Source organism: Enterobacter cloacae complex sp. 677-3DZ2D5B, assembly GCF_004136695.1.
Classification (GTDB): domain Bacteria; phylum Pseudomonadota; class Gammaproteobacteria; order Enterobacterales; family Enterobacteriaceae; genus Enterobacter; species Enterobacter hormaechei_C.
In genome coordinates this window covers 842,828-868,090 of sequence record NZ_QFLS01000001.1, presented here as the reverse complement: position 1 = coordinate 868,090, position 25,263 = coordinate 842,828, and the positions used below count along the sequence as shown (strand labels likewise).

General features: G+C 54.4%; 27 protein-coding genes and 2 pseudogenes. 19 read left to right on the top strand and 10 right to left on the bottom strand.

Features of this window, described 5'->3' with window-relative positions:
• The first annotated feature begins 134 nt into the window (after nt 1-134).
• The 7 genes from DD597_RS04350 to DD597_RS04320 all read left to right on the top strand — a co-directional run bounded on the left by DD597_RS04350 (nt 135) and on the right by DD597_RS04320 (nt 6,530).
• Nucleotides 135-989, top strand: a complete 855-nt coding sequence (locus tag DD597_RS04350; RefSeq protein WP_003857421.1) for a benzoate transporter — start codon at nt 135-137, stop codon at nt 987-989.
• Nucleotides 990-1,091: 102 nt separating this feature from the next.
• A complete protein-coding gene (locus tag DD597_RS04345; RefSeq protein ID WP_003857424.1) occupies nt 1,092-1,397 on the top strand; it encodes a DUF1161 domain-containing protein in 306 nt (101 codons plus the stop codon).
• Nucleotides 1,398-1,527: 130 nt separating this feature from the next.
• Complete coding sequence (gene ynfE, locus DD597_RS04340) at nt 1,528-3,966, top strand: selenate/tellurate reductase subunit YnfE (RefSeq protein WP_047653699.1); 2,439 nt, start codon at nt 1,528-1,530, stop codon at nt 3,964-3,966.
• A 10-nt stretch (nt 3,967-3,976) separates the two neighbouring features.
• Nucleotides 3,977-4,594 (top strand): DMSO/selenate family reductase complex B subunit, encoded by a 618-nt coding sequence (locus tag DD597_RS04335; protein WP_017384545.1) that lies wholly within the window; start codon nt 3,977-3,979, stop codon nt 4,592-4,594.
• Between the two features lies 1 nt (nt 4,595).
• Complete coding sequence (locus tag DD597_RS04330) at nt 4,596-5,450, top strand: dimethyl sulfoxide reductase anchor subunit family protein (protein WP_045343453.1); 855 nt, start codon at nt 4,596-4,598, stop codon at nt 5,448-5,450.
• A 44-nt stretch (nt 5,451-5,494) separates the two neighbouring features.
• The gene (gene dmsD / locus DD597_RS04325; RefSeq protein WP_015570619.1) at nt 5,495-6,109 is read left to right on the top strand and encodes a Tat proofreading chaperone DmsD; all 615 of its coding nucleotides are present in this window, start codon (nt 5,495-5,497) and stop codon (nt 6,107-6,109) included.
• 109 nt (nt 6,110-6,218) lie between these two features.
• Complete coding sequence (locus DD597_RS04320; RefSeq protein WP_032634159.1) at nt 6,219-6,530, top strand: YebG family protein; 312 nt, start codon at nt 6,219-6,221, stop codon at nt 6,528-6,530.
• Nucleotides 6,531-6,705: 175 nt separating this feature from the next.
• On the opposite strand, the gene catA is transcribed toward DD597_RS04320, so the two are convergent.
• Both catA and DD597_RS04310 read right to left on the bottom strand, forming a co-directional pair.
• Complete coding sequence (catA, locus tag DD597_RS04315; RefSeq protein ID WP_022651054.1) at nt 6,706-7,383, bottom strand: type A chloramphenicol O-acetyltransferase; 678 nt, start codon at nt 7,381-7,383, stop codon at nt 6,706-6,708.
• Nucleotides 7,384-7,468: 85 nt separating this feature from the next.
• Nucleotides 7,469-7,916 (bottom strand): annotated as a pseudogene (locus tag DD597_RS04310) (LysR substrate-binding domain-containing protein); the annotation flags it as partial.
• A 62-nt stretch (nt 7,917-7,978) separates the two neighbouring features.
• On the opposite strand from DD597_RS04310, the pseudogene DD597_RS25095 reads away from it, so the two are divergent.
• The 6 genes and pseudogenes from DD597_RS25095 to osmV form a co-directional block, all read left to right on the top strand.
• Nucleotides 7,979-8,170, top strand: a pseudogene (locus DD597_RS25095) (alpha/beta hydrolase); the annotation flags it as partial.
• Between the two features lie 257 nt (nt 8,171-8,427).
• The gene (locus DD597_RS04300) at nt 8,428-9,177 is read left to right on the top strand and encodes a YoaK family protein (RefSeq protein WP_050871162.1); all 750 of its coding nucleotides are present in this window, start codon (nt 8,428-8,430) and stop codon (nt 9,175-9,177) included.
• Nucleotides 9,178-9,427: 250 nt separating this feature from the next.
• The gene (gene osmY / locus DD597_RS04295) at nt 9,428-10,138 is read left to right on the top strand and encodes an osmoprotectant ABC transporter permease OsmY (RefSeq protein WP_003857442.1); all 711 of its coding nucleotides are present in this window, start codon (nt 9,428-9,430) and stop codon (nt 10,136-10,138) included.
• An 18-nt stretch (nt 10,139-10,156) separates the two neighbouring features.
• On the top strand, nt 10,157-11,056 hold the full coding sequence (gene osmX / locus DD597_RS04290) for an osmoprotectant ABC transporter substrate-binding protein OsmX (RefSeq protein ID WP_129255976.1): 900 nt from the start codon (nt 10,157-10,159) through the stop codon (nt 11,054-11,056).
• An 8-nt stretch (nt 11,057-11,064) separates the two neighbouring features.
• Nucleotides 11,065-11,712: an osmoprotectant ABC transporter permease OsmW gene (gene osmW / locus DD597_RS04285; RefSeq protein WP_022647970.1), complete on the top strand. Its 648-nt coding sequence runs from the start codon at nt 11,065-11,067 to the stop codon at nt 11,710-11,712.
• Nucleotides 11,712-12,860, top strand: a complete 1,149-nt coding sequence (gene osmV / locus DD597_RS04280) for an osmoprotectant ABC transporter ATP-binding protein OsmV (protein WP_062932622.1) — start codon at nt 11,712-11,714, stop codon at nt 12,858-12,860. The genes osmW and osmV overlap by 1 nt, the downstream gene beginning before the upstream one ends.
• A gap of 84 nt (nt 12,861-12,944) precedes the next feature.
• Here osmV and DD597_RS04275 read toward each other — a convergent pair whose 3' ends face one another.
• The 3 genes from DD597_RS04275 to DD597_RS04265 form a co-directional block, all read right to left on the bottom strand.
• Complete coding sequence (locus tag DD597_RS04275; protein WP_045332233.1) at nt 12,945-13,199, bottom strand: hypothetical protein; 255 nt, start codon at nt 13,197-13,199, stop codon at nt 12,945-12,947.
• 64 nt (nt 13,200-13,263) lie between these two features.
• Nucleotides 13,264-13,731: a DUF6392 family protein gene (locus tag DD597_RS04270; protein ID WP_045332231.1), complete on the bottom strand. Its 468-nt coding sequence runs from the start codon at nt 13,729-13,731 to the stop codon at nt 13,264-13,266.
• Nucleotides 13,728-15,404, bottom strand: a complete 1,677-nt coding sequence (locus tag DD597_RS04265) for an S-type pyocin domain-containing protein (protein WP_129255975.1) — start codon at nt 15,402-15,404, stop codon at nt 13,728-13,730. Before DD597_RS04265 ends, DD597_RS04270 begins: the two co-directional genes overlap by 4 nt.
• 231 nt (nt 15,405-15,635) lie before the next feature.
• Between DD597_RS04265 and clcB the strand changes: the two genes are divergently transcribed.
• A complete protein-coding gene (gene clcB / locus DD597_RS04260; protein WP_129255974.1) occupies nt 15,636-16,946 on the top strand; it encodes a voltage-gated ClC-type chloride channel ClcB in 1,311 nt (436 codons plus the stop codon).
• Here clcB and bioD read toward each other — a convergent pair.
• The 3 genes from bioD to DD597_RS04245 form a co-directional block, all read right to left on the bottom strand.
• Complete coding sequence (bioD, locus tag DD597_RS04255) at nt 16,881-17,576, bottom strand: dethiobiotin synthase (protein ID WP_015570628.1); 696 nt, start codon at nt 17,574-17,576, stop codon at nt 16,881-16,883. The genes clcB and bioD overlap by 66 nt on opposite strands.
• A gap of 129 nt (nt 17,577-17,705) precedes the next feature.
• Complete coding sequence (mlc, locus tag DD597_RS04250) at nt 17,706-18,926, bottom strand: sugar metabolism global transcriptional regulator Mlc (protein WP_003857451.1); 1,221 nt, start codon at nt 18,924-18,926, stop codon at nt 17,706-17,708.
• A 121-nt stretch (nt 18,927-19,047) separates the two neighbouring features.
• The gene (locus tag DD597_RS04245) at nt 19,048-19,953 is read right to left on the bottom strand and encodes a LysR family transcriptional regulator (protein WP_003857454.1); all 906 of its coding nucleotides are present in this window, start codon (nt 19,951-19,953) and stop codon (nt 19,048-19,050) included.
• A 121-nt stretch (nt 19,954-20,074) separates the two neighbouring features.
• Between DD597_RS04245 and DD597_RS04240 the strand changes: the two genes are divergently transcribed.
• The 5 genes from DD597_RS04240 (at nt 20,075) to DD597_RS04220 (ending at nt 24,443) form a co-directional block, all read left to right on the top strand.
• A complete protein-coding gene (locus DD597_RS04240; protein WP_003857455.1) occupies nt 20,075-21,328 on the top strand; it encodes an MFS transporter in 1,254 nt (417 codons plus the stop codon).
• A gap of 74 nt (nt 21,329-21,402) precedes the next feature.
• Complete coding sequence (locus tag DD597_RS04235) at nt 21,403-22,887, top strand: carboxypeptidase M32 (RefSeq protein ID WP_129255973.1); 1,485 nt, start codon at nt 21,403-21,405, stop codon at nt 22,885-22,887.
• A gap of 149 nt (nt 22,888-23,036) precedes the next feature.
• The gene (gene asr, locus DD597_RS04230; protein ID WP_003857459.1) at nt 23,037-23,342 is read left to right on the top strand and encodes an acid resistance repetitive basic protein Asr; all 306 of its coding nucleotides are present in this window, start codon (nt 23,037-23,039) and stop codon (nt 23,340-23,342) included.
• A 92-nt stretch (nt 23,343-23,434) separates the two neighbouring features.
• Complete coding sequence (locus tag DD597_RS25305; RefSeq protein WP_057979992.1) at nt 23,435-23,518, top strand: hypothetical protein; 84 nt, start codon at nt 23,435-23,437, stop codon at nt 23,516-23,518.
• Nucleotides 23,519-23,621: 103 nt separating this feature from the next.
• The gene (locus DD597_RS04220) at nt 23,622-24,443 is read left to right on the top strand and encodes a serine protease (protein ID WP_003857461.1); all 822 of its coding nucleotides are present in this window, start codon (nt 23,622-23,624) and stop codon (nt 24,441-24,443) included.
• Nucleotides 24,444-24,448: 5 nt separating this feature from the next.
• Here DD597_RS04220 and mdtI read toward each other — a convergent pair whose 3' ends face one another.
• Together mdtI and mdtJ are read right to left on the bottom strand one after the other, a co-directional pair.
• On the bottom strand, nt 24,449-24,778 hold the full coding sequence (mdtI, locus tag DD597_RS04215; protein ID WP_003857463.1) for a multidrug/spermidine efflux SMR transporter subunit MdtI: 330 nt from the start codon (nt 24,776-24,778) through the stop codon (nt 24,449-24,451).
• A complete protein-coding gene (gene mdtJ / locus DD597_RS04210) occupies nt 24,765-25,127 on the bottom strand; it encodes a multidrug/spermidine efflux SMR transporter subunit MdtJ (RefSeq protein ID WP_003857465.1) in 363 nt (120 codons plus the stop codon). Before mdtJ ends, mdtI begins: the two co-directional genes overlap by 14 nt.
• Nucleotides 25,128-25,263 lie beyond the last annotated feature (136 nt).

Sequence of the window (25,263 nt, the reverse complement as noted above, 5' to 3'; positions counted from 1 at the left end):
CAGCACTTCATTTGACTCTTCGCGCTGTATAAATCCGTCGTTTGCATTGACGAGACCTGCCAAAGTGGCTACTTTGGGCGCGGAAGATTCCACACTATTATAAAATTAGATTCTTAAATTTTCGGGTTAACATCATGATTTACGATTGTTTTTTATACTATGACGAAGATATGTTGCTCGACATCAGATTACATACTCTCGCTGATGTCGTTGACCGTTTTGTCATTGTAGAAGCAACACACTCTTTTACGGGCATACCGCGAGAATTGCATTTCGATATTACGAAGTTTGCCAAATTCAAAGACAAAATCATTTACGTGCCTTTTGACGCGCAGCCTATTTTAAACCGGGCGGATAATAACCAGGTTGATGCATGGGCAAATGAAGCAGCGCTTCGCAACTCCATTATGAACGGGTTAAAAGACGCGGCAGACGACGATCTGATTCTGGTGTCAGACGTTGACGAAATCTTCTCTCCCGACACGGTCAGGGCCATTAATCCGCGCGCGCTCTGCACGACTATTCATCAAAACGTATTCAACTATCAGTTTAATCTCCAGGTTCACAACACGGATGGTACGCCTAGAAAATGTACTTTGCCGCGCGCGACGTCCTATTACAACCTTAAGCATTTCTTCCACGGTGAGCCTGAATCTTTCCGAAACTGGAAGCGTGCGCGCAAAGATAAAAACTGGTCATGGTTTAAATGGAACTGGCTAAAAATCAATAATAAGATTGTGAAAGATGGCGGCTGGCATTTCTCCTGGGTAATGACCCCAGAAAGAATTTCTGAAAAAATGTCTACCATTTCTCATACCGAATACGATCTGCCGGAATTCAATAACCCGGAACATATTATGAAGGTTATCACCAACGCCGAAGATATCTGGGGACGAGACCGAAAACTGGTCAGGCAAGAGGTATCAAAACGCACCCTGCCTTCTTATCTGGTAGACAATCAGCACCATTATTCGCAATTTATTTTATGACGCAGGCAGGGCTCCAGGACAATTCAGAAAGACAGACCCAAAAACAAAAGCTTACCCTAGCCCTGCTATGCTTACAGTCTACACAGTGAAAAGGAGCTACAGATGAAACGGTTACCCTGGATTACCGCCCTGCTGTTAATGAGTGCTTCACCCGCTCTTCTTGCGGCCCCGGACTCCTGCGAGCGCGTGAAAAGCGACATTCAGCAGAAGATTATCAACAACGGCGTACCGGAGTCTGGCTTTACCCTGAACATCGTCCCGAACGATCAGGCCGATCAGCCGGATGCGCAGGTCGTTGGGCATTGTGCCAACGATACTTTCAAAATTTTGTACACCCGCACCAGTAGCGGCAACTACCCGGTGAGCGGCGCAGGTACGCAGGAGAATGCGCCCGCTGAGCCGCAATGATTTCCCCACTCAATTCACCTGATTTGACGAGGATTAATATTTAATACCTCTAAATAAGTAACACTCCCCCCATCATTAGCCCGGTTGTAGTCACGGGTGAAAATAATTATTAACAATGATGGGGTGAGTCATGTCCGAAGTTGAACATCACGGCGGGATAAGCCGTCGAACTCTGGTTAAATCTACTGCCATAGGATCTCTGGCGCTTGCCGCCGGTGGGATCGCATTACCTTTTGGTCTGAAAAGCGCCGCCGCCGCTGTGCAGTCCGCTATTCAGCCCGCAGAAGACAAAGTCGTCTGGGGCGCCTGCTCGGTAAACTGCGGTAGCCGCTGCGCGCTGCGTCTGCACGTTCGCGATGACGAAGTCTATTGGGTTGAAACGGATAATACCGGCGAGGATGTTTACGGCAACCATCAGGTTCGCGCCTGCCTGCGAGGCCGTTCAATTCGCCGTCGCATCAATCACCCAGACCGTCTGAACTATCCGATGAAACGCGTGGGCAAACGCGGAGAAGGCAAGTTTGAGCGTATCACCTGGGAAGAAGCGCTGGACACCATCGCCGCGAGTCTGAAAAGCGTGGTCGAAAAATACGGCAACGAAGCGGTCTACATTAACTACTCCTCCGGAATTGTAGGCGGCAACATCACCCGTTCCTCCCCTTACGCCTCGCTGGTCGCGCGCCTGATGAACTGCTACGGCGGCTTCCTCAGCCACTACGGCACCTACAGCACCGCGCAGATCGCCTGCGCAATGCCCTACACCTACGGCAGCAACGACGGCAACAGCACATCGGATATCGAAAACACCAAACTGGTGGTGATGTTCGGCAATAATCCGGCGGAAACGCGCATGAGCGGCGGCGGGATCACATACTTCCTTGAGCAGGCGCGCGAACGGTCAAACGCGCGGATGATCGTTATCGATCCGCGTTATACCGACACTGCCGCAGGGCGTGAAGACGAGTGGATCCCGATTCGTCCGGGCACCGATGCCGCGCTGGTGGCAGGTATTGCGTGGGTGCTGATTAATGAAAATCTGGTCGATCAACCTTTCCTCGATAAATACTGCGTGGGTTATGACGAAAAAACCCTGCCGGAAGGCGCACCGGCTAATGGTCATTACAAAGCCTATATTCTCGGCCAGGGTGATGACAAAACCGCGAAAACTCCGGATTGGGCGTCTCGCATAACGGGCATCCCTGCCGAACGCATCATTAAGCTGGCCCGTGAAATCGGTTCGGCGAAACCGGCCTACATTTGCCAGGGCTGGGGCCCGCAGCGTCAGGCAAACGGGGAGCAAACGTCCCGCGCCATCGCCATGCTGCCGATCCTGACCGGCAACGTCGGCATTAACGGCGGTAACAGCGGCGCACGCGAATCGACCTACACCATCACCATCGAACGCATGCCGCTGCCGGAAAATCCGGTGAAAACGCAAATCTCCTGCTTCAGCTGGACGGATGCCATCGTGCGTGGACCGGAGATGACCGCCCTGCGCGACGGCGTACGCGGCAAAGATAAGCTCGATGTGCCGATCAAGTTCATCTGGAACTACGCGGGTAATACCATCATCAACCAGCACTCCGATATCAACAAAACTCACGACATTTTGCAGGATGAGAGCAAGTGCGAAACGATCGTCGTCATTGATAACTTCATGACCTCGTCTGCGAAGTATGCCGATATTGTTCTGCCGGATCTGATGACCGTCGAGCAGGAAGATATCATCCCCAACGATTACGCCGGCAACATGGGATACCTGATTTTCCTCCAGCCGGTTACCGCCCCGAAGTTCGAGCGCAAGCCCATTTACTGGATCATGAGCGAAGTGGCGAAACGCCTCGGACCGGATATCCATCAGAAATTCACCGAAGGCCGTACGCAGGAGCAGTGGCTGCGCTACCTGTACGCCAAAATGGTCGCCAAAGATCCGCTGCTGCCGTCCTACGACGCGCTGAAAAAAATGGGTATTTATAAGCGCAAAGATCCAAATGGACATTTTGTGGCCTATAAAAAATTCCGTGACGATCCGGATGCCAATCCGCTGAAAACCCCGTCGGGCAAAATCGAGATCTACTCCAGCAAGCTGGCGGATATTGCGGCAACCTGGGAACTGCAAAAAGACGAAACCATCACCCCGCTGCCGGTCTATACCTCAACCTTTGAAGGCTGGGACGCGCCCGAGCGCAGCAAATTCCCGCTGCAACTGTTCGGTTTCCACTTTAAAGCCCGTACCCACTCCAGTTACGGCAACGTAGATGTGCTCCAGGCCGCCTGTCGCCAGGAGGTGTGGCTTAACCCTGTGGATGCAGAGCAACGAGGTATCAAAAATGGGGATATGGTGCGCGTCTTCAACGACCGCGGCGAAGTGCGCATTGCTGCGAAAGTCACCCCGCGCATCATGCCCGGCGTAAGCGCGATGGGCCAGGGCGCCTGGCATGACGCCAACATGAACGGCGATCGTGTCGATCACGGCTCCTGCATCAATACCCTGACCACGCACCGCCCGTCACCGCTGGCGAAAGGCAACCCGCAGCACACGAACCTGGTGCAGATCGAGAAGGCATAAGGATTAACCGATGACAACCCAGTATGGATTTTTTATTGATTCCAGCCGCTGCACCGGGTGCAAAACCTGCGAGCTGGCCTGCAAGGATTACAAAGACCTGACCCCGGACGTTAGCTTCCGTCGTATTTATGAATATGCGGGCGGCGACTGGCAGGAGGATAACGGCGTCTGGCATCAGAATGTCTTCGCCTATTACCTGTCGATTGCCTGCAACCACTGCGAAGATCCGGCCTGCACCAAGGTCTGCCCGAGCGGGGCAATGCACAAGCGCGACGACGGTTTTGTGGTGGTGGACGAGGATGTCTGCATCGGCTGTCGCTACTGCCACATGGCCTGCCCGTACGGCGCGCCGCAGTACAATGCCGCCAAAGGCCACATGACCAAGTGCGACGGCTGCCACAGCCGGGTGGCGGACGGCAAAAAGCCCATCTGCGTCGAATCCTGCCCGCTGCGCGCGCTGGACTTTGGCCCGATTGAGGAGCTGCGCAAAAAACACGGCCAGCTTGCTGCCGTCGCGCCGCTGCCGTCTGCGCACTTCACAAAGCCGAGTATTGTGATTAAACCTAACGCCAACAGCCGTCCGACGGGTGACACCACCGGCTACCTGGCAAACCCGAAGGAGGTGTGAGATGGGAAGTGGATGGCATGAATGGCCGCTGGTGATCTTCACCGTTTTCGGGCAGTGCGTGGCCGGCGCGTTAATCGTGATGGGCTTCGTCTGGCTTAAGGAAAATGATGACAAGGCCAGAATGCGCATCGTGCGCAGCCTGTTTTTTCTCTGGCTGGTAATGGGTATTGGGTTTATGGCTTCGGTGCTGCATCTTGGCTCCCCGCTGCGTGCCTTCAACTCGCTTAACCGCGTGGGCGCGTCAGCGCTGAGTAATGAGATCGCGGCGGGTTCGATCTTCTTTGCCGTGGGCGGTTTCTGGTGGCTGGTGTCGGTTATCGGTAAAATGCCTCCAGCTTTGGGCAAAATCTGGCTGGTTGTCAGCCAGCTTCTGGGTATCGTTTTTGTCTGGGCGATGACCCGGGTCTATCAGATAGAGACTGTCCCGACCTGGTATACGGGTTACACCACGCTGAGCTTCTTCCTGACGATGGTCCTTGCTGGTCCTCTGCTGGCCGCGCTGCTGCTACGCGTCGCAAACGTGACATTCAAAGGTACTCTTGCCGCGTCTGTCAGCGTACTGGCAATTATCGTCTGCGTGGCGGTCGTCGTGTTGCAAAGCAATACGCTGGGGACGATACAGAGTTCCATCCAGCAGGCCAGCGCCCTGCTGCCAGATTATGGTTCGCTTCAGGTATGGCGCATCGCGTTGCTGGCGGCGGGTTTAGGCTGCTGGATCTGCCCGCTTATTCGTCGTCAGGAGCCAAAAACGCTCGGCCTGTTTGCAGGTGTCGTTCTGGTGGCGCTGGGTGAACTGATTGGCCGTGGGCTATTTTATGGTCTGCATATGACCGCAGGGTTAGCAATTGCAGGTTAACACAGGTGCGCGGGGCTACCCGCGCGCAAGTAAGGAAAGTTGTAATGAATGATGTCTCACACCGCGAATCGTTCGCGTTCAGCGCCCGGGTACTGGGCGCGCTGTTTTATTTCGCCCCAGACAGCGAGCAGACCGCGCCGCTGGTGAGTGCCCTGACCGCAGGTGACTGGGTTCAGGACTGGCCGCTGGCGGAGGAAAACCTGCTGCCTGTCGCCAGTATGTTTAAGACCCCATCGGATGAAGCGTTGAAAGACGCCTGGCAGCGTCTGTTTATTGGCCCGTATGCCCTGCCCGCCCCCCCGTGGGGCTCGGTCTGGCTTGATCGCGAGTCAGTGCTGTTTGGCGATTCGACCCTCGCGTTGCGTCAGTGGATGCGTGAAAACCATATCGCCTTTGAGATGCAGCAGAATGAGCCTGAAGATCATTTCGGAACGTTGCTGATGCTGGCGGCATGGCTTGCCGAGAACGGTCGCGAAACAGAACGCGACCAGCTTCTTGCCTGGCATCTGCTGCCATGGAGCACGCGTTTCCTTAGCGTATTCGTTGAAAACGCGGCCCATCCGTTCTACACCGCGCTGGGTAAACTTGCCCAGCTGACGCTGGCGGAATGGCAGTCCACTTTGCTGATCCCGATTGCCGAAAAAACGCTGTACCGATAACAGCACCTGGCTTGTCCACCCGTTGTGCAGGCCAGGCTCGCACATTTTTGCTGCAACACAACGTCACAACTGCTATACTGTATATAATTACAGTATACGGGGGTGCACAATGGCTGTTGAAACAAAATTTGTTGTCGTAAGAAAAGGTGAAGAAAAAATGACATTTGCCAGTAAGAAAGAGGCTGACGCTCACGACAAACTGCTCGATATGGCAGAAGCGTTTACCGACTGGCTGTTGCAAAGCGGAATGCAGATGGATGAAACGCAGGCGGAAAACCTTGGTCTGTATCTCGCCGAGCAGAAAGAGTCCGTGCAGCATATCCTGCGTACCAGCAAGCTTCCCGAGCTCAATGCTGCAACGGATAAAACAGCATCAGATGCGGATAGCAGCAAAAAAATCCGGGCCGTCAAAGCCGCCTGATCGTCAGAACGACTCATCACCTGTCATGCCGCCGCGGGCCGGAAACGGCTCGCGGCTTCATCATGCATTATTTCGATCTTCTCGAAAACAATGCGATTGAACATTTTAATCTGTTCTGGCGTAAAATTTGGTTACAGCATTTCCTCTCGTCAGACGTATGTTAAAAACACGTGAATCACACGTTCGGCGCCTCTGAATGGTGTGGTAAATTATCACATAACTCTTGCAACTCGTTGATCATCCTGGCTACATGGAAGCCATCACAAACAGAATGATGGACCTGAACGGCGAAAGGCAACAAGACTTTTTCATCCTGGTTATAGTATTTTCCAAACGTGAACATGGGCGCAAAAAAATTCCGCATGTTAGCGACGTTGACGTTAAAACTGCTAAAACTGACCCACGGAATATCAGATATGAAAAATATATTCTCCCGGGACTCTTCTTTGGGCCAGTAGGCAAGATTATCACCATAGCGAGAAACGTCTTCTGCATAAACGTTCTGAAAGTGATGAATATTCCCGTCGAAGTGACTCCATAATGATGAAAACGTCTCCGTCTCTTTATGGAAAAGGGTATAGCTGGGATGCACCTCATTCCATATTACAAGCTCATTATCCTTCATGGCCATACGGAATTCCGGATGCCGGTTTACGACGTGAGAAATAAGGGAAATAATCGCAGGATAAAATTTCCAGCCAACCTCTTTGATATGCTTTAGCAGCACGGTAATGTCCAGCTGAACCGTTTGGTTAAATGTAGATTGAGCAAAGCCCTGAAATACTTCAAAGTGTTCCTTTCTTGCCCAACGTGATAAGTCAACTACCGTATATTCTGGCGTTATTTTTGTCATTTCAGAGCCTTAGTTGAGCTGCGCTATATAAAATAGTAGCGTATCACAAACGCAGGGGCTGTATAGACCGTAGCGAAGAGGCACCCTAAATTTTCAGCGTATCAATCACCGCTCTCAGCGCCGGGGATACGTTGCGGTGTGGATAATAGAGGTACAGTCCGTCCATCCGCAGGCTGTAGCGCTGTAAGACGCGTATAAGCGTGCCACGCTCCAGATCGTCAGCCACCAGCTCAACCGGGACATAGGCCAGCCCGAGTCCCAGCCGGGCCGCTTCGGCCTCCATGTAGCTGTCGGAAAAGGCCCATTGCCCCTCCGGGCGGTGAGTCACTCGCTTCCCATCCTGCACAAGCTCCCATTGATAGTGGTTACCGTCGGCGAACTGGTAGGCAATGCAGGGATGAGCATCCAGATCGGCGGGCGTCTGCGGAAAACCATAGCGCCGAAAATGCGCCGGAGCGGCAACCACAGCCATCTCCATATCGGGCGTGATGCGCACGGCAATCATCCGGCCCCAGCCGGACGCCAGCGTCGAATGAAAATATTCACCAAACTGTCCGCCGTGCTGCTATGCGCATCATTAAGTTGAGTTAAAACAATGAATTAGTAAGAAACACGAAATCCTGACGCCCGCGTTTCGATGGTGACAACATGAGATAAGACCTTCGCCGAGAGCGATAAAGTCGACCACCGCAAGGTGACTTTCGAGAACCGATACGGGATCACCCTGGCTGGCGATCTGTACATTCCCAGGAACAGCGGCGACCAGATGCTGGCTTCTCTTCTCGTCGTTGTGAATTACATCTATGTCTACACTGAATCAAATCCCATCCCGCTCCAGCGAGCATGCATACTGGGCCGGTATTTATGCCCGCCAGTCTGCTCGCGTCATCAGCAATAAAGCATTATATTAACAAGGTTATTTTATTTAATTACAAAACCTCGCACTCCTCCCGTTGAAATAATAATTAAGCAATATCCTGGTCAGCCAGCGACATCGCTTTGTTAGCTTGAGCGTTCAGGCAAAGCTCAAACCGGAGGTATTCTTTGCTGATTAAATTAAAGAAAGAACGAACGCATCAGGAGGATCGTCGTCTTGCCCTCTGGCTGGCGACCTCTGCGGGACTGCTGAATGCCATTGCGCTGGGCGCGTTCGGCTTTTTTCCCTCGCATATGACGGGCAATACCTCGCAGCTATCCAGCGAAGTTTCCTCCACCGATCTCAGCGATATTCTTTTCTTCGGCACCATTATTCTTTCGTTTGTCTCAGGTGCCATCGCTGCGCGGATTATTGTTATCTGGGGGATTATCCATAACATCAGGCTGGTATTCAGCCAGGTTCTGTTTGTTGAAGGGCTATTACTGGCAGGGGTATCCCTGTACGAAATGTATTTTCACTCCTTTGCCACGAATCAGGAGATTATTATTTTCCTGTGCGGGTTGATGGGAATTCATAATTCCACCTCCACTCAGCTATCCGGTGGACGGGTAAGATCCACACACATCACCGGCACGCTGACCGATGCGGGCATTTCGCTGGCCTCCGTTATGGTCGCCATGATGCGCCGGGATTATTCCAAAGATACGGCCGCGCAAAAGAGTCAGCTCAAAACCCATTTAACTACCCTTTTCTCCTTTATCAGCGGAGGTATCGCGGGGCTGATCCTGTTCAGAGAGTTTGGATTCCACGCGATGCTGGCGCTGGGCCTGCTGCTGGTAGTCGTCACCGCCTTCTCTATCGTCCGCATCTCGTGGCGGGTACGAAAAGTGCGCGCCGCGCTTAGTCGACAGGTTTAATCAGCACGCCTTACGTGACATTGTCACGTAAGGCGTGCTTCTTTAAGACTATTCTGCCTGCCCACTGACAGCCCTTATGCCATAAGGCTTCACCCAGGTTGTCACTAATTTCATAGGGTTACTGTTTTACCCCCTTCGCTGGAACCCTTCCGTTTCGCTTGCTATAGGTGAAGTACCCCTGCCGAAACATGGCATAACAACAGGCAACCGGTGGTTGCTATAACGCATGCGCACAGGGAGACACACCGCAATGCACCCATTACTTAAACGTTCGCTGCTTTTTGTCGGCGCGATTATCGTGGTTCTCGCTCTCCTCACCTGGGGAATTGGACTGGAGACGATTAAGGCGCGCCAGGTTGACCTGATCTACCTCGGGCAACAGCACCTGATTCTGGTCTTTTCATCAATGTTCTTTGCCCTGCTGGTGGGCATTCCAAGCGGTATTTTGCTGAGCCGTCCAGCCGCGCGTGGTATCGCCGAATATGTGATGCAAATCTTTAACGTGGGTAACACCCTGCCGCCGCTGGCCGTTCTGGCGCTGGCGATGGTGGTGATTGGCATCGGTGATAAACCGGCCATTATCGCCCTCTTTCTGGCCTCTCTGCTGCCGATTGTGCGTAACACCTATGCCGGGCTGTGCTCTGTTCCCGCGTCGTTGCTGGAAGCGGCAAACGGTATCGGCATGACCAAATGGCAGCGCCTGCGTCAGGTTGAGATCCCTAACGCGTGGCCGGTGATGCTTTCTGGTATTCGCATTGCCACTGCGATTAACGTCGGTACCGCACCGCTGGCATTCCTGATTGGCGCCAGCAGCTACGGCGAGCTGATTTTCCCTGGGATCTATCTGAATGACTTTCCGACGCTGATCCTGGGCGCGGCGGCCACCGCCCTGTTCGCCCTGATTCTGGATACGCTGCTGGCGGCACTGGGTCGACTACTGAGCCCGCATCTCGCGCGATAATTATAACAAGGAGCTTCTATGAGACTGTTTTCCGGCCTGACGGCGCTATGCGCCGCCGCGCTCTTCACCAGCCAGGCGCTCGCCGCGCCGCTGATCCTGGCAACCAAGAGCTTTACCGAGCAGCACATTCTCTCAGCCATGACCGTGCAGTATCTGCAAAAGAAAGGGTTTCAGGTGCAGCCGCAGACCAATATTGCAACGGTGATTTCCCGTAACGCGATGATCAACAAGCAGATTGATATGACCTGGGAGTACACCGGCACGTCGTTGATCATCTTCAACCACATCAACAAACGCATGTCGCCGCAGGAGTCTTACGAGACGGTGAAACGTCTTGACGCGAAGCACGGTCTGGTGTGGCTCAAACCTGCCGACATGAACAATACCTATGCCTTTGCCATGCAGCGCAAGCGTGCCGAGGCTGAACATATCAACACCATGTCTGAGATGGTGGCGAAGATTGAACAGATCCGTAAAACCGATCCGGATAACAACTGGCTGCTGGGACTTGACCTGGAGTTTGCCGGGCGTAGCGACGGGATGAAACCGTTGCAGGCCGCCTACAACATGACGCTGGACCGCCCGCAGATCCGCCAGATGGATCCGGGACTGGTTTATAACGCGGTACGCGACGGGTTTGTCGATGCGGGGCTGATCTACACCACCGACGGGCGCGTGAAGGGCTTCGACCTCAAAGTGCTGAAAGACGATAAAGGCTTCTTCCCGAGTTATGCCGTGACGCCAGTTGTACGTAAAGACACGCTGGAGGCGAACCCGGGGCTGGAGGAGGCGCTGAACACCCTCTCAGCCCAGCTCAATAACGACGTTATCACCGACCTGAATAAGAAGGTGGATATCGACCATCAGTCACCGCAGCAGGTCGCCCGTGATTTCCTGCGTAGCAAACAGTTGCTGTAGGAGGCGCTATGGAGACGATTCACTATATTCTCGACAACTGGGACTATCTCTTAACCCTGACGCTGCAACACCTGTGGCTGGTGGCGCTCGCCGTCGGCCTGGCGATTGTGATTGGCGTGCCGCTGGGCATTTTAATTGTCCGCCATAAATGGCTGGCAACGCCGGTGCTGGGGATCGCCACCATTGTGCTCACCATCCCGTCAATTGCGCTTTTCGGCCTGATGATCCCGCTCTTTTCGCTGATCGGTCAGGGCATTGGCGCCCTGCCCGCGATTACTGCGGTGTTCCTCTATTCGCTGCTGCCGATTGTGCGTAACACCCATACGGCGCTCGACAGCCTGCCGCCGGGCCTGCGAGAAGCGGGACGCGGTATCGGCATGACCTTCTGGCAGCGTCTGCGCTGGGTGGAAATCCCGATGGCGCTGCCGGTGATTTTTGGCGGCATCCGCACCGCCGTGGTGATGAACATTGGCGTCATGGCGATTGCCGCCGTGATTGGCGCGGGCGGTCTGGGCCTGCTGCTGCTTAACGGTATTGGCGGGAGTGATATTCGTATGTTGATTGCGGGCGCGCTGATGATTTGTCTTTTAGCGATTGTGCTCGACTGGTTGCTGCACCGTTTGCAGGTGGTACTGACTCCGAAGGGGATTCGATAATGATAAAACTGGAAAACCTCACCAAACAATTTTCACAGAAACACGGCCAGACGTTTAAGGCCGTCGACAACGTCAACCTGAACGTGCCTGAAGGGGAAATGTGCGTGCTGCTCGGCCCGTCCGGCTGCGGGAAAACCACTACCCTGAAGATGATCAACCGTCTCATTACGCCAAGTAGCGGGACAATCCTGATTAACGGCGAAGACACCAGCGGAATGGACACCGTGACCCTGCGCCGCAACATTGGCTACGTGATCCAGCAGATTGGCCTGTTCCCGAACATGACCATCGAAGAGAACATTACCGTCGTGCCGCGCATGCTGGGCTGGGACAAAGCACGCTGTAAATCCCGTGCCGAAGAGCTGATGGATATGGTGGCAATGGATCCGCATAAATTCCTTCACCGCTATCCGCGTGAAATGTCCGGCGGCCAGCAGCAGCGCATCGGCGTCATCCGCGCGCTGGCAGCCGATCCTCCGGTCCTGCTGATGGATGAACCGTTCGGCGCGGTCGACCCGATCAACCGTGAGGTGATCCAGAACCAGTTCCTGGAGATGCAGCGCAAGCTGAAAAAGACCGTGATGCTGGTGAGCCACGATATTGACGAAGCGCTGAAGCTGGGCGACCGTATTGCCGTCTTCCGTCAGGGACGTATCGTGCAGTGCGCCAGCCCGGACGAGCTGCTGGCGAAACCGGCGAATGAGTTTGTTGGCTCGTTTGTTGGTCAGGACCGGACGTTGAAACGCCTGCTGCTGGTATCGGCGGGCGACGTCACCGACCAGCAGCCTACCATTACGGTACGCGAATCGACGCCGCTGCCGGAGGCCTTCGCCACCATGGATGACAACGATATTCGCGCCATTACCGTGGTTGATGAGCACGGCAAACCGCTCGGCTTTGTGAAGCGCCGCGAAGCGCGTAACGCCAGCGGCAGCTGCGGGGATATTCTGCATCCGTTCCGCATGACCGGTAAGGCCGAGGATAACCTGCGCGTGGTGCTTTCTCGCCTGTATGAGAGCAACACCAGCTGGATGCCGATTGTGGACGAGGACGGACGCTATAACGGCGAGATATCCCAGGATTATATTGCGGAGTATTTGAGTTCAGGGCGTACGCGCCGGGCGTTGAATATTCATAGCGAAACTTAACCATCAGGACCGAATCAAGGGCTATTAAAACATAATAGCCCTTCGTGCCGCGTAAACATTCTGGAAGGAAAAATAGTTAAGAACTTAAATTCCTCCTCCAGAGATCTGCAAGGTTGCATCATCTGAAACAAAATTTTTTCCGACTAACAATTCGAACCGAGGCGCCTGATTTTTGCTTAGATTATAAGCCCCAATAACACGCATAAACTCCTCTCGCTCTTTAGCCTTTAACCCTAAAATATCTACCATTTCATCTGCTTTTTCAGACGAGACTTCTATTTCGAAAAGTAAATCTTCCGTCTGTTTGCTGTAAATATCAATGGTATATATGTTCTTCATTTTTCTACCTTTCTGGACGGATCGGCAGGTTTCGTCTGTTCACTTGTTACGTTACTGAATACACCTACCAGCGAAGCTCTGACGTTGGCATGAAGGTTATAGACCTCACGCTATCCGCTACGTCATAGTTAATTTGCATACTGGTAGGAATATCGTAATCCTTTACCTCATAAAGGTCTGTCCAGCCATAATCCTTATTCATTACAGCGTAAGGCGGCGCACTTCGTAGAGGCTCACCAAGATTTTCATTAACCCATTTGCGTGACATAGACACCTGCAAAGGTGCTGGTAGTTCATTAGGAAATGTCCAACTGGACGCAGGTTCGTGCTGAATTCTGAGTGTGACAGATTTCAATATCCGCCCCTCCCGCCAGAAAGAAAGAAAAATTCCTTCCTGAGCCATTTCGAGATTAATGGTTGGCGTACCAGAAGCTCCTTTTGGTGGAGATTTATACGGAATTAAATCCTTATCAAGCATATATTGATAAGATTTACCAAGACTATTTATCAGCGCTTCAACGTTTACCGTCATTTGTACAACCTCGTTTCACTGTTTATTTTATGCATTTTTACCCTTGCTTCTTCGATCTGGATTTCAGTTGCTCCATGCTCTTTCAATGCCGGTTTTATGGCATCCAGATTGCGGTCAACTGCTGCCCTGAGGTTCCTCGAGTCAAGCTCAATTTGTGTAGGCGTATTACGTCCACCATATGTCTCGCTTATTTTTTGATGCATCTCTTTCGGGATCACGATGGCAGCAACTTTATCAGTGAGCGCAAGTATTTCATCATCGTCTAACAACGGATAATTAGCTCTCAGATATGCATCAACGGCAGCTCTTGACGGCATATGATCCGCCTCATAAATCCCCTGCCGCGAACGACGTTTAAAGTCACTGTATAACTCGACCTCCAGAAACTCCACCGGCGGTTTGCTCAGGTAGATATAAATTGGCGGCAGGTCAGGGAACGGCAGGATCAGTATGTAATCTGCGAAACTCTTTTCCTCAGGGGTAGGGCTGGTGGTCGCCGTTATACCGGTATTATCCGGCAGCGGGTCAACAACCACCGATTTCGGCAGCACTGGCCGTGTCTGGTTGCCGGTATTCCACGGCGTTTTCTCATCTGTCCGGTCAGGCGTCCAGACGATGGTGATGCGCGGGTCTTCCTCGGTGGTAAACGTGTACGCCTGCACCCTGCTGTCATATTCCATTTTTCTGACGCGCACACTATCCCGGCCAGGCGGTGTGTGCCAGCCATGCGGTACCGGGTTCCCCCTGCTGCCGTTTTCCCACGTATAGCGAACACGGCTTGGGGCTTCGTTCATCTGCTCCAGGCGCATACGGTCAATGAAGTCCTGTTCGCCGTCATTCAGCCTGCCGGGCATCATCCCCACCAGTAGACCTGCCACGGGTGCACCCGGTCCGGCAACAGCGCCACACACAGCCCACGTGCCGTAGGTCAGTGCCCGGCCACTTACCAGCTCCAGCAGGCTTGTGCCTGCCGTGGCCGCCTGCGCCCGTGCAGCTGATGCAGCAGCAGCAACGGTGGCCTGATAATCCATTTCCTCATGGTTACCGTTCCACCATCGCCAGAGAGCGCTGCGCTTCTTCGGTCTGGAAATCTCTTCCGGCTTTTTCTTTATAGCAATCTGTGCGTGCTGCGGAGCATCTGAATCGGTTGCGGAGTCGCTGGCGGGCATGGCCTGAAAAAATGCCATATCGGCAAAATTAGTGTGGGGTTCGCGCTGGTCACCGGCATCATTGCAGCCATCGCCGCGCAGACAGGATTTTGCAAATACCCGGCTACGCTCCCTTTCCTCCTGCCTGCGTTTTTCTTCGGCCAGCTTTTCATCTGCCAGCTTTGCGGCGTGTTCTTCCCTGGCAACATCAACCGGGTCACGTCCACGTCCCAGCCACTGACCGGCCGGGGCAACCACCCTGTTCGAACCCGGTGGACAACCACAATGTACTTCTGACCCATGAACGGCTACGGGTACACCGTGAAAACTTACGCGTGGCTCACCTGTGACGATCACTCCCCGTTTTCCGCATCTGGGACAGGGGGTCGTTTTATCACCTACCCTGAGAATTCTGCGGCCAAATTCAGTGCTGTCCGTGATGGAAGCAATACATCTGGCGCCGGTGGTTGTCTTGTCATTTTCCAGCGCCTGCCCCCGTCCATAATTATCGGTACGGTATCCCATCGGTATATATTCTCTATTCCTTGAAAAATAGATTCAATTCTACCACCTCCACATCAGTATAAAAACAATATATTTCAATATCTTACCCATTGAGAAAGCCTTAAGGTTAATCTGTATTTATTGAGGTAGTAACACTCCGATTTATTTCCTTCCGAATCCGCACGCATACCTTTTGCTAACCTCCCGATTTCCCGCCACAATATTGTATCGTCCCCGTTAAATCACGACTCCATGCAACGTCTTCACGCTTACCCCGACATCCGCGCGATGTTTCGTCGTCTCCTGGTTGCTACCGTCACCGGCGTGCTGGCCGCGCTGGCCGTTGCGGTGTTCCGCCACAGCATGTATCTGCTGGAGTGGCTATTTCTCAGCAACGAAAGCGGAAGTCTGGTGAACGCCGCAGCCGCGTTATCGCCCTGGCGGCGGGCGCTGACGCCTGCGCTGGGTGGTCTGGCCGCGGGGATGCTGCTGTGGGGATGGCAGCGCATGACGGCACAACGTCCCCACGCCCCGACCGATTATATGGAAGCGCTTGAGACGGGTGACGGCCAGTTTGACTACGGCGCCAGCCTGGTGAAATCCCTCGCGTCGTTGCTGGTGGTCGCCAGCGGCAGCGCCATCGGCCGTGAAGGTGCCATGATCCTGCTCGCCGCCCTCGCCGCCTCCTTTTTTGCACAACGTTGTACGCCAAAATCCGAATGGAAACTGTGGATCGCCTGCGGTGCCGCCGCCGGGATGGCCAGCGCCTATCATGCGCCGCTGGCGGGCAGCCTGTTTATCGCAGAGATCCTGTTTGGCACGCTGATGCTGGCCTCCCTCGGCCCGGTGGTGATTGCCGCTGTAGTGGCCCTGCTGACCACCCGCCTGTTAAGTCCCGGCGCGAATACGCTATATGATGTCCATCTCAGCGAGATGCTTACGGCGGTGGATTATTTCCTGATCGTTGGCGTGGGTCTGCTGGCTGGCGTTTGCGGCCCGCTGCTGATGTGGCTGATGGCGGCCAGCCACAGGCTGTTTCTGCGTCTCAAACTCTCACCGCCGTGGCAGCTGGCGCTGGGTGGTCTGATCGTCGGGCTGCTGTCGCTGCTGACGCCGAAGGTATGGGGGAATGGCTATAGCGTGGTTCAGGCGTTTTTGCAGTCGCCGCCGCTGCTGTCGGTAATTGCCGGCGTCTTTATCTGCAAGCTCCTGGCGGTGCTGGCAAGCAGCGGGTCCGGCGCACCGGGAGGCGTGTTTACGCCAACCTTGTTCGTTGGTATGGCAACGGGAATGCTGTTTGCGCAGATCTTTGCGCTGTGGTTTCCTGGCTCTGAGACGGCGATCCTGCTTGGGCTGGCGGGAATGGCGACGCTGCTCGCCGCCACAACGCATGCGCCAATCATGTCGGCCTTGATGGTCTGTGAGATGACCGGGCAGTATTTTTTACTTCCCGGTTTGCTGGTTGCCTGTGTTGTGGCGTCGGTATTGTCGAGAACGCTACGCCACGACTCGATCTACGGCCAGCATACCGCCGAAAGCCGAGAGATCGATATAGTGCGCTAATTCGCGCTGCTCTGCGCGGGGCAGATAAGGCAGTTCGCCTACCAGCGGGCCAGGCAGCTTTTTGCTCAGCACGTCGATGATTTCAGCGTAGTGCGCAAGGCCCGGGTTAATACGATTCGCCACCCAACCAATCAGCGGCAGGCCGTCATTAGCGATAGCCTGCGCCGTCAGCAAGGCATGGTTGATGCACCCTTCCTGGATGCCCACGACCATAATCACCGGCAATTGCTCCTGCACCACCCATTCGGAAAGGGGACGTAAATCGTTCATCAGGCTGCGCCAGCCACCGGTCCCTTCAACGACAACGTGGTCAACCTTTTCACTCAGATTTGCCAGGCCATCAGAAAGCAGGCTGTAGTTGATAAGCCCACTGTGAGCGACGCTGCTTTCCTCTTCGCTTAACGCGATAGGATTGACGGCATCATAAGGCAGTTCCAGAGACGAGACGCTTTGCAGAACCAGGGCGTCCTTATTGCGCAGCCCTTCTGGCGTCTCTTTACTGCCTTTTGCAACCGGCTTGTATCCTGCAACGCGTTTACCGCTTGCCGCCAGGGCCTGGAGTAACGCGCGGGATACGACTGTCTTCCCGACAGACGTATCCGTACCAGTGATAAAGAAACGCTTAAGCATGACTCATTCCACCTCTTGGGTATGCTTCAAAATATAAACCAGGTAAATAATTCAGTGGGGAAAGTCTACGGGATGCGTGCGCTACCGGGCTTGAGATAGCGCAATTTTTCGTACATCTCTGGAAAAGAGTTAGCCCTGTAGCAAACGAATCAGTAACGAGCCGTTGTACATCGCATCTTTTACCAGCGCGGCGCCGGCCATCGTGCCCTGGTTGGAAAATTGCGTACTTTCGACCACGATGTTTTTACTGTACGCGGGAAGCGCCTGCTGATTGATGCAGGCGGAAATCGCCGGAAAGAGGATATCCGCCGCCTGGCTGAGCGGGGAGCCGATCAGTATTTTTTGCGGGTTAAACAGGTTCACCATAATGGCCAGAATGCGCCCGACATTATTGCCCACGCCGGTAATAATGTCCTTCGCCAGCAGATCGCCCTGCCTTGCCGCTGCGCACAGTGCCTCGACGCTCAACGGTTGACCGTGCAGCGTGGAGCTCATCGACTGGCTGAGCCGCACTTGCGCCAGCTCCAGCACGCTTTCGACGCTGGCAATCGTCTCCAGACAGCCATGGTTACCGCAGTAGCAGCGTTTTCCGTACGGATCGACCTGCGTATGGCCGATCTCCACCAGGCTACTGCTGCCAGCATGCAACAGACGCCCGTCGGTAATCACACCAGCGCCAACGTTATGATCAATCACCACCTGAATCACGTCGCGCGCGCCCCGGGAAGCGCCAAACAACGCCTCCGCCATCGTCCAGGCGCTGATATCATGCTGAATGTAGACCGGTACACCGGTGTGGTTTTCCAGCACGTCGCCCAGCGGCATCTCTTTGACGTTTTCATAAAACGGCATGCGGTGCACAATGCCATTTTCGGTATCAATAATTCCCGGCAGGGTGATCGCAATCGCCGTTAAACGTTCAAGACGCTGCTGGTGACGAATAAAGAACTGGTCGATGTGCGTCAGAATGGCATCGAGAAGTGGTTGCTCTGCATTAAGCGGGAGTTCCAGCCGGTCTTCCACCACCAGCTTGCTGCTGAGGTCGCGCAGCGCGAGGAAGATTTCCCCGCGGCTAATCCGCAGCGACAGGTAGTGCCAGGCTTCCGTTTCCACCACAAGCCCTACCGCCGGACGGCCACGACTGCCCGGCTCCTGAATTTCTGTCTCCTGAACCAGATGGGCTTCCAGCATTTCGCGGACAATCTTGGTAATACTGGCGGGTGCCAGTTGTGCCAGGCGCGAAAGATCGATACGCGAAACCGGACCAAGCTGATCAATCAGGCGATAAACGGCACCCGCGTTGGTCTGCTTGATCTGATCGATATGCCCTGGCTGACTATCAGCAACCACCTCGTACTCCCTTATTTTCGAGCTTCGAAATAAACTGAGGGCTATGGTGAAGCACTTCAATGGCTGACGTCAAATTTTTACTTAGCCATGTGATTTACTGCACATTTTCGCCCACTTTTCCCTATAAATAACGCCCGCGAGAAGCGGTAATTAATTGTTCTTTGAAACGCTGTGCCGCATGGCTCTGTTCATGATGTTTAGACCACACCAGCCACATCTCTGAGACTGCATCCTGCTCGGCTATCTTCACCCAGCGCATTTCCGGCAATTGTACCCGTTTAAACGAGGCCGGGAGAATCGACACGCCAAGCCCTGCGGCAACGAGACCAATGATCGTCATGGCTTCCCCCACCTCCTGCGCGATAGTCGGGACAAGGCCATATCGCCGCATCAAACCAAGAATATCGTCATACAACCCGGTTCCCACCTGTGGGTCAAAAAAGACAAATGGCTCTTTCGCCAGTTCAGCCAGCGTGACGCTGTGCTGCGCGGCGAGCGGATGATCCCGGGGGATCATCGCCATCAGCGGTTCGCGCAGGATCACCTGCCACGCCAGGGTATCAGGCAACTGCGTGTTACGCATCAGCCCCAGATCGAGCGATCCTTCGTTAAGCGGCGATATCTGCTCGCGAGTATTTATTTCGCGCGTCTGAATATGCACATCCGGAAAGTTACGGCGAAACGAAGATAGCGTTTGTGAAACAGCGCTGATAAAGGGGGCCGATGAGGTAAACCCGATGCGCAGCTCTCCCGTCTCCCCGAGATAAAGCCGTTCCGCTCTGGCGGCGGCGTCCTCCACCATACTCAGGATTTGTCGGCTATCGGCAAGAAACTGTTTTCCCGCCGCCGTCAGGCTCACGCTGCGGTTGGTTCGCGCCAGCAGACGCGCCCCGACCTGCTGCTCCAGGATCTGTATCTGCTGGCTTAGCGGTGGCTGAGAGATATTCAGCCTTGCCGCCGCACGACCAAAATGCAGCTCTTCGGCGACGGCGACAAAATAGCGTAGATGGCGCAGCTCGATATTCATATTTTTAAAGTATCATTTGAGATTATTAATATATTAGACAGAATATTTACATTTTCCTACCCTAATCTTGTGGTCATACCCGTCACCAGAAACCACGGGGATGTTTAAGCAAGGATTATGTGTGAGCCGTACAACGACCGTTGATATCGCGCCGGCCAGCGACATTGATGATTTACCCGCAGCACCGCAGCCGGTTCAGTTTATTAAACGTGGTACCCCCCAGTTTATGCGCGTCACGCTGGCGCTCTTCTCAGCGGGTCTCGCCACTTTCGCCCTGCTCTACTGCGTTCAGCCGATCCTGCCGGTCCTGTCGCATGAATTTGGCGTGTCGCCAGCCAGCAGCAGTATTTCGCTCTCCATTTCAACCGGGATGCTGGCGATCGGTCTGCTGTTCACCGGGCCACTTTCGGATGCCATCGGGCGTAAGCAGGTCATGGTAACGGCGTTAATGCTGGCCTCCGTGTGTACCTTGTTGTCCACCATGATGACCAGCTGGCACGGCATTCTGATCATGCGCGCGCTGATTGGGTTATCCCTGAGCGGCGTGGCGGCGGTCGGGATGACCTATCTCAGCGAGGAGATCCACCCGAGTTTCGTGGCCTTCTCCATGGGGCTGTACATTAGCGGGAACTCTATCGGCGGGATGAGCGGACGCCTGCTCAGCGGTGTGTTTACTGATTTCTTTAACTGGCGCATTGCGCTGGCCGTTATCGGCTGCTTCGCCCTCGCTTCGGCGCTGATGTTCTGGAAAATCCTGCCGGAATCGCGCCATTTCCGCCCGACCTCCCTGCGTCCGAAAACGTTATTTATCAACTTTCGCCTGCACTGGCGCGATCAAGGGCTGCCCCGTTTGTTCCTGACCGGTTTCCTGCTGATGGGCTCGTTCGTGACGCTGTTCAACTACATTGGCTATCGTCTGATGCTTTCACCGTGGCATCTTAGCCAGGCATTAGTGGGTTTGCTCTCTGTGGCATATCTCACCGGGACATGGAGTTCGCCAAAAGCGGGCGCTATGACCGCGCGCTTCGGCCGTGGTCCGGTGATGCTGGTATCCACCGCCGTGATGCTGTTCGGACTGCTGATGACGCTTTTCTCTTCCCTGTGGCTGATTTTTGCCGGAATGCTGCTCTTCTCTGCGGGCTTCTTTGCCGCGCATTCCGTTGCCAGCAGTTGGATTGGCCCACGCGCGCGCCGCGCTAAAGGTCAGGCTTCGTCACTGTATCTGTTCAGTTACTATCTTGGTTCCAGCATAGCCGGTACGCTCGGCGGGGTGTTCTGGCATAACTACGGCTGGAACGGCGTGGGCGGATTTATCGCGCTGATGCTGTGCGCGGCACTGCTGGTGGGCGCGAGCCTGCATAAACGACTGCATTAACATTCAGCCCTCTTCGTGTTTAAATCGAGCCGATGCTAATTTTTGTCATCGGCTGATTCAGACACGAGGACTTCATGAAAAACAATAACTATCAACAACTCACCCGCACCTTCCAGCGCCTCTCCCGCTTCTCTCACCTCTCCTCCATCGCCAGCTGGGACATGTTCACCATGATGCCGCCAGGCGGCAGCGCCGCGCGCGGTGAAGCGCTGGCGGAGATGAGCGTCCTGCAACATCAGATCCTGACCGATAAAAAAGTGGGTGAATGGCTGGCGGCGGCGGCAGACGAAGATCTGAACGACGTTGAGCTGGCCAACCTGCGTGAAATGACGCGCTACTACCAGCAGGCAACTTTACTGCCGGAATCGCTGGTGGAGGCCAAATCGCTGGCGGGCAGCAGGTGTGAACACGCGTGGCGCACTCAGCGTCCGGCCAACGACTGGCAGGGCTTTTCAGCCAACCTGAAAGAGGTGGTGAAACTCAGTCGTGAAGAAGCCCGCCTGCGCGCTGAGGCTAAAGGCTGCACGCTTTACGACGCGCTGCTGGATATCTTTGAACCCGACATGACCAGCGCTCGCCTGGATGTGCTGTTCGGCGATCTGAAGTCCTGGCTACCGGAGTTGCTGGCAAAGGTTGTGGAAAAACAGGCTCAACGATCGTTCGTTCCGCCACAGGGTCCCTTCCCGACCGCCACGCAGCGCGAGCTGGGCCTGGAAGCGATGAAAATGCTTGGCTTCGATTTTAACGGCGGTCGTCTGGACGTTAGCGCCCACCCGTTCTGCGGCGGCGTGCCGGAAGATGTGCGTATCACCACGCGTTACGATGAAGATGAACTGCTCAGCGCGCTTTTCGGCGTGATCCACGAAACCGGACATGCCCGCTACGAGCAAAACCTTCCGCGAGCATGGGCCGGTCAGCCCGTTGCGCTGGCGCGCTCTACGGCGATCCATGAATCCCAGAGCTTGTTCTTTGAAATGCAGCTAGGCCGCAGCGACGCTTTCCTGAAGCATCTGCTTCCGGCGGTTCATGCCCGTTTCGGCAGCCAGGCGGCATTCAGCGAAGAGAATTTCATTGCCTGGAACCAGCGCGTGAAGCCGGGCTACATCCGCGTTGATGCGGATGAAGTGAGCTATCCGGCGCATGTGGTGCTGCGCTATGAGATCGAGCGCGCGCTAATCAATGGCGAAATTGAAGTCGATGATATTCCCGCGTTATGGGATGAGAAAATGCAGGCCTGGCTTGGGTTATCCACCAAAGATAACTATCGCAACGGCTGTATGCAGGATATCCACTGGACCGACGGCGGTTTTGGCTACTTCCCGTCTTACACGCTGGGGGCAATGTATGCGGCACAGCTGTTCCATGCCGCCAAAACTGCGCTGCCCGGGTTGCAGATATCCATTGCCGGGGGCGATTTCTCAGCACTGTTTGACTGGCTGCGTCAGAATATCTGGCAGCACGGCAGCCGTTTCAGCACATCGCAGCTCATCACCCAGGCCACGGGCGAAGACCTGAATATCCGCTACTTCCGCGAACACCTGACGTCCCGCTATCTGTAACCGAACGCGCCGGGGGTCCACCCCGGCGTTGTACATACGGTTACACGCCGATACCAATCACTCACGGAAACCCCGAATTTACAGGGATATAGTTATTTCAACGGCCCCGCAGTGGGGTTAAATGAAAAACCAAATTCGAGGGTATGAAAATGAAAAAAGTATTAGCTCTGGTTGTTGCCGCTGCTATGGGTCTGTCTTCCGCTGCATTCGCGGCTGAAACTACCGCCACCGCAGCGCCTGCGGCTTCCACCGCTGCTCCGGCCAAAACGGTTCACCATAAAAAACATCACAAAGCGGCTAAACCAGCGGCAGAACAGAAAGCGCAGGCCGCTAAAAAGCACCACAAAAAAGCGGCAAAACCAGCGGTAGAGCAGAAAGCACAGGCGGCTAAAAAGCATCACAAAAAAGCAGCAAAACACGAAGCGGCTAAACCTGCTGCACAGCCAGCAGCGTAAGAGTACAAGCTTAACCGTGCCCTTCGGGGCACGTTGGTAAACCGGCGCTGAACGGGTTTGCGGTCAGCGCCGTTTTTTTATCCGGAGGGCGTATGCTGCGGCGCTATCGGTTTGAGTTCATTCTTATCCTGCTAATTTTATGCGCGCTCATCGCCAGCCACTTTTATCTTTCCTGAATGTAGCACGCTGATTTTACTCCCACTTTCTCGCCGTCGCGTCTATAGTATTTTTATAGGGATCACTTTTAATAATCATAATTACCCCCCACCAGAGTGTGATATGCGTAAATCTGTTGTGTTGTTACTGGGAACGTTTAGCCTTTTTGCTGGCTTTTCACATGCGGATGATGGCGACGATGACGCCATTAGCGCCAAAGAGGTAAAGACGCTGTTTTTTGGTCATGACGATCGTACGCGTGTCACCGATCCTACCGAATCGCCCTGGGATGCCATCGGGCAACTGGAAACCGCCAGCGGCAATTTATGTACTGCAACCCTCATTACGCCACGCCTTGCGCTGACGGCGGGTCATTGCCTGTTAATGCCGCCTGAAGGCAAACCGGATAAAGCGATCGCCCTGCGCTTTGTGTCGCAAAAAGGAATATGGCGCTACGAAATTCACGGTATTGAGGGGCGGGTGGATCCGTCGCTTGGCAAACGCCTGAAACCGGATGGTGATGGCTGGATTGTGCCGCCCGGGGCGGCCTCCTGGGATTTCGGGCTGATCGTTTTACGTTATCCGCCGTCCGGGATCACCCCGCTGCCGCTCTTTGATGGCGATAAAGCCGCGCTCACCGCCGCCCTGAAAGCCGCCGATCGAAAAGTAACGCAGTCAGGCTACCCTGTTGATCACCTCGATTCGCTGTACACCCATACGGACTGCGTGGTGACGGGTTGGGCGCAAAACAGCGTGCTGTCGCATCAGTGCGATACGCTACCGGGTGATAGCGGATCGCCGCTGATGTTAAAAACCGATAACGGCTGGCAGCTGATTGGCGTTCAAAGTTCTGCGCCAGCGGCGAAAGACCGCTGGCGCGCCGATAACCGGGCGTTGTCGGTGACCGGTTTTCGCGACCGGCTGGAAGCCCTGGCGCAGCAGTAGGTCACTCAGGCCAGTTTAATCATGATCATGCCGGCGAGCAGTAATACCAGCCCTATCCAGCCTTTATTGTTTAAACGCTGCCCGAACATAATCCAGCCTGCCGCCAGGGTGGCGGCAATACCGAAGCCACCCCACAGCGCATAGGCCACGGACAGATCGATGCCTTTCACCGCCTGCGACAGGGCGCTAAACGCCCCCAGAACCGCGGCAATCGATAACAGGCCGTAGGCTTTGCGACGAAAACCGTCGGAGAACTTCAGAAAGACGTTCGCAATAATTTCCAGAACGATGGCGAAAGCCAGCCAGGCCGCGTGGATCCATTCAAACTGCTGCATGGGTCTGCTCCTTCTGCTGTTTTGCCGGTTTGCGTGTACCCGATTTAATCAGCACGATACCCGCGACCAGGGTCGTCAGCCCGGCAATTTTCATTGTCGTCAGGGTTTCATCAAATAACATGACGCTAAACAGCGTAATCAATAAAATACCAACACCTTCCCACAATGCGTATGCCACGCCCAGCGCGATTTTTTTAACCGCGAAAGAGAGGAAAATATAGGAAAGCGTAATCATGACCAGCATCAAAATAAAACCGGTGCTGCCATCACTCACGCTCGCCCATTTCATCGACAAGGTGCCGGTAATTTCAGCGACGATCGCCAGAGCTAATAAAATCCAGTAAAACATGTTTTTTCTCCTGCTTGAGAATATAATCCATCGAGGCTCACTGCGGACAGCAAACCAAAAAATTGGGAATTAAATCAGTTAGCTAAGCGCATAGCGCCAGCTCAGGCAGAAGACGTGACTATAGGGCGGAACGCCA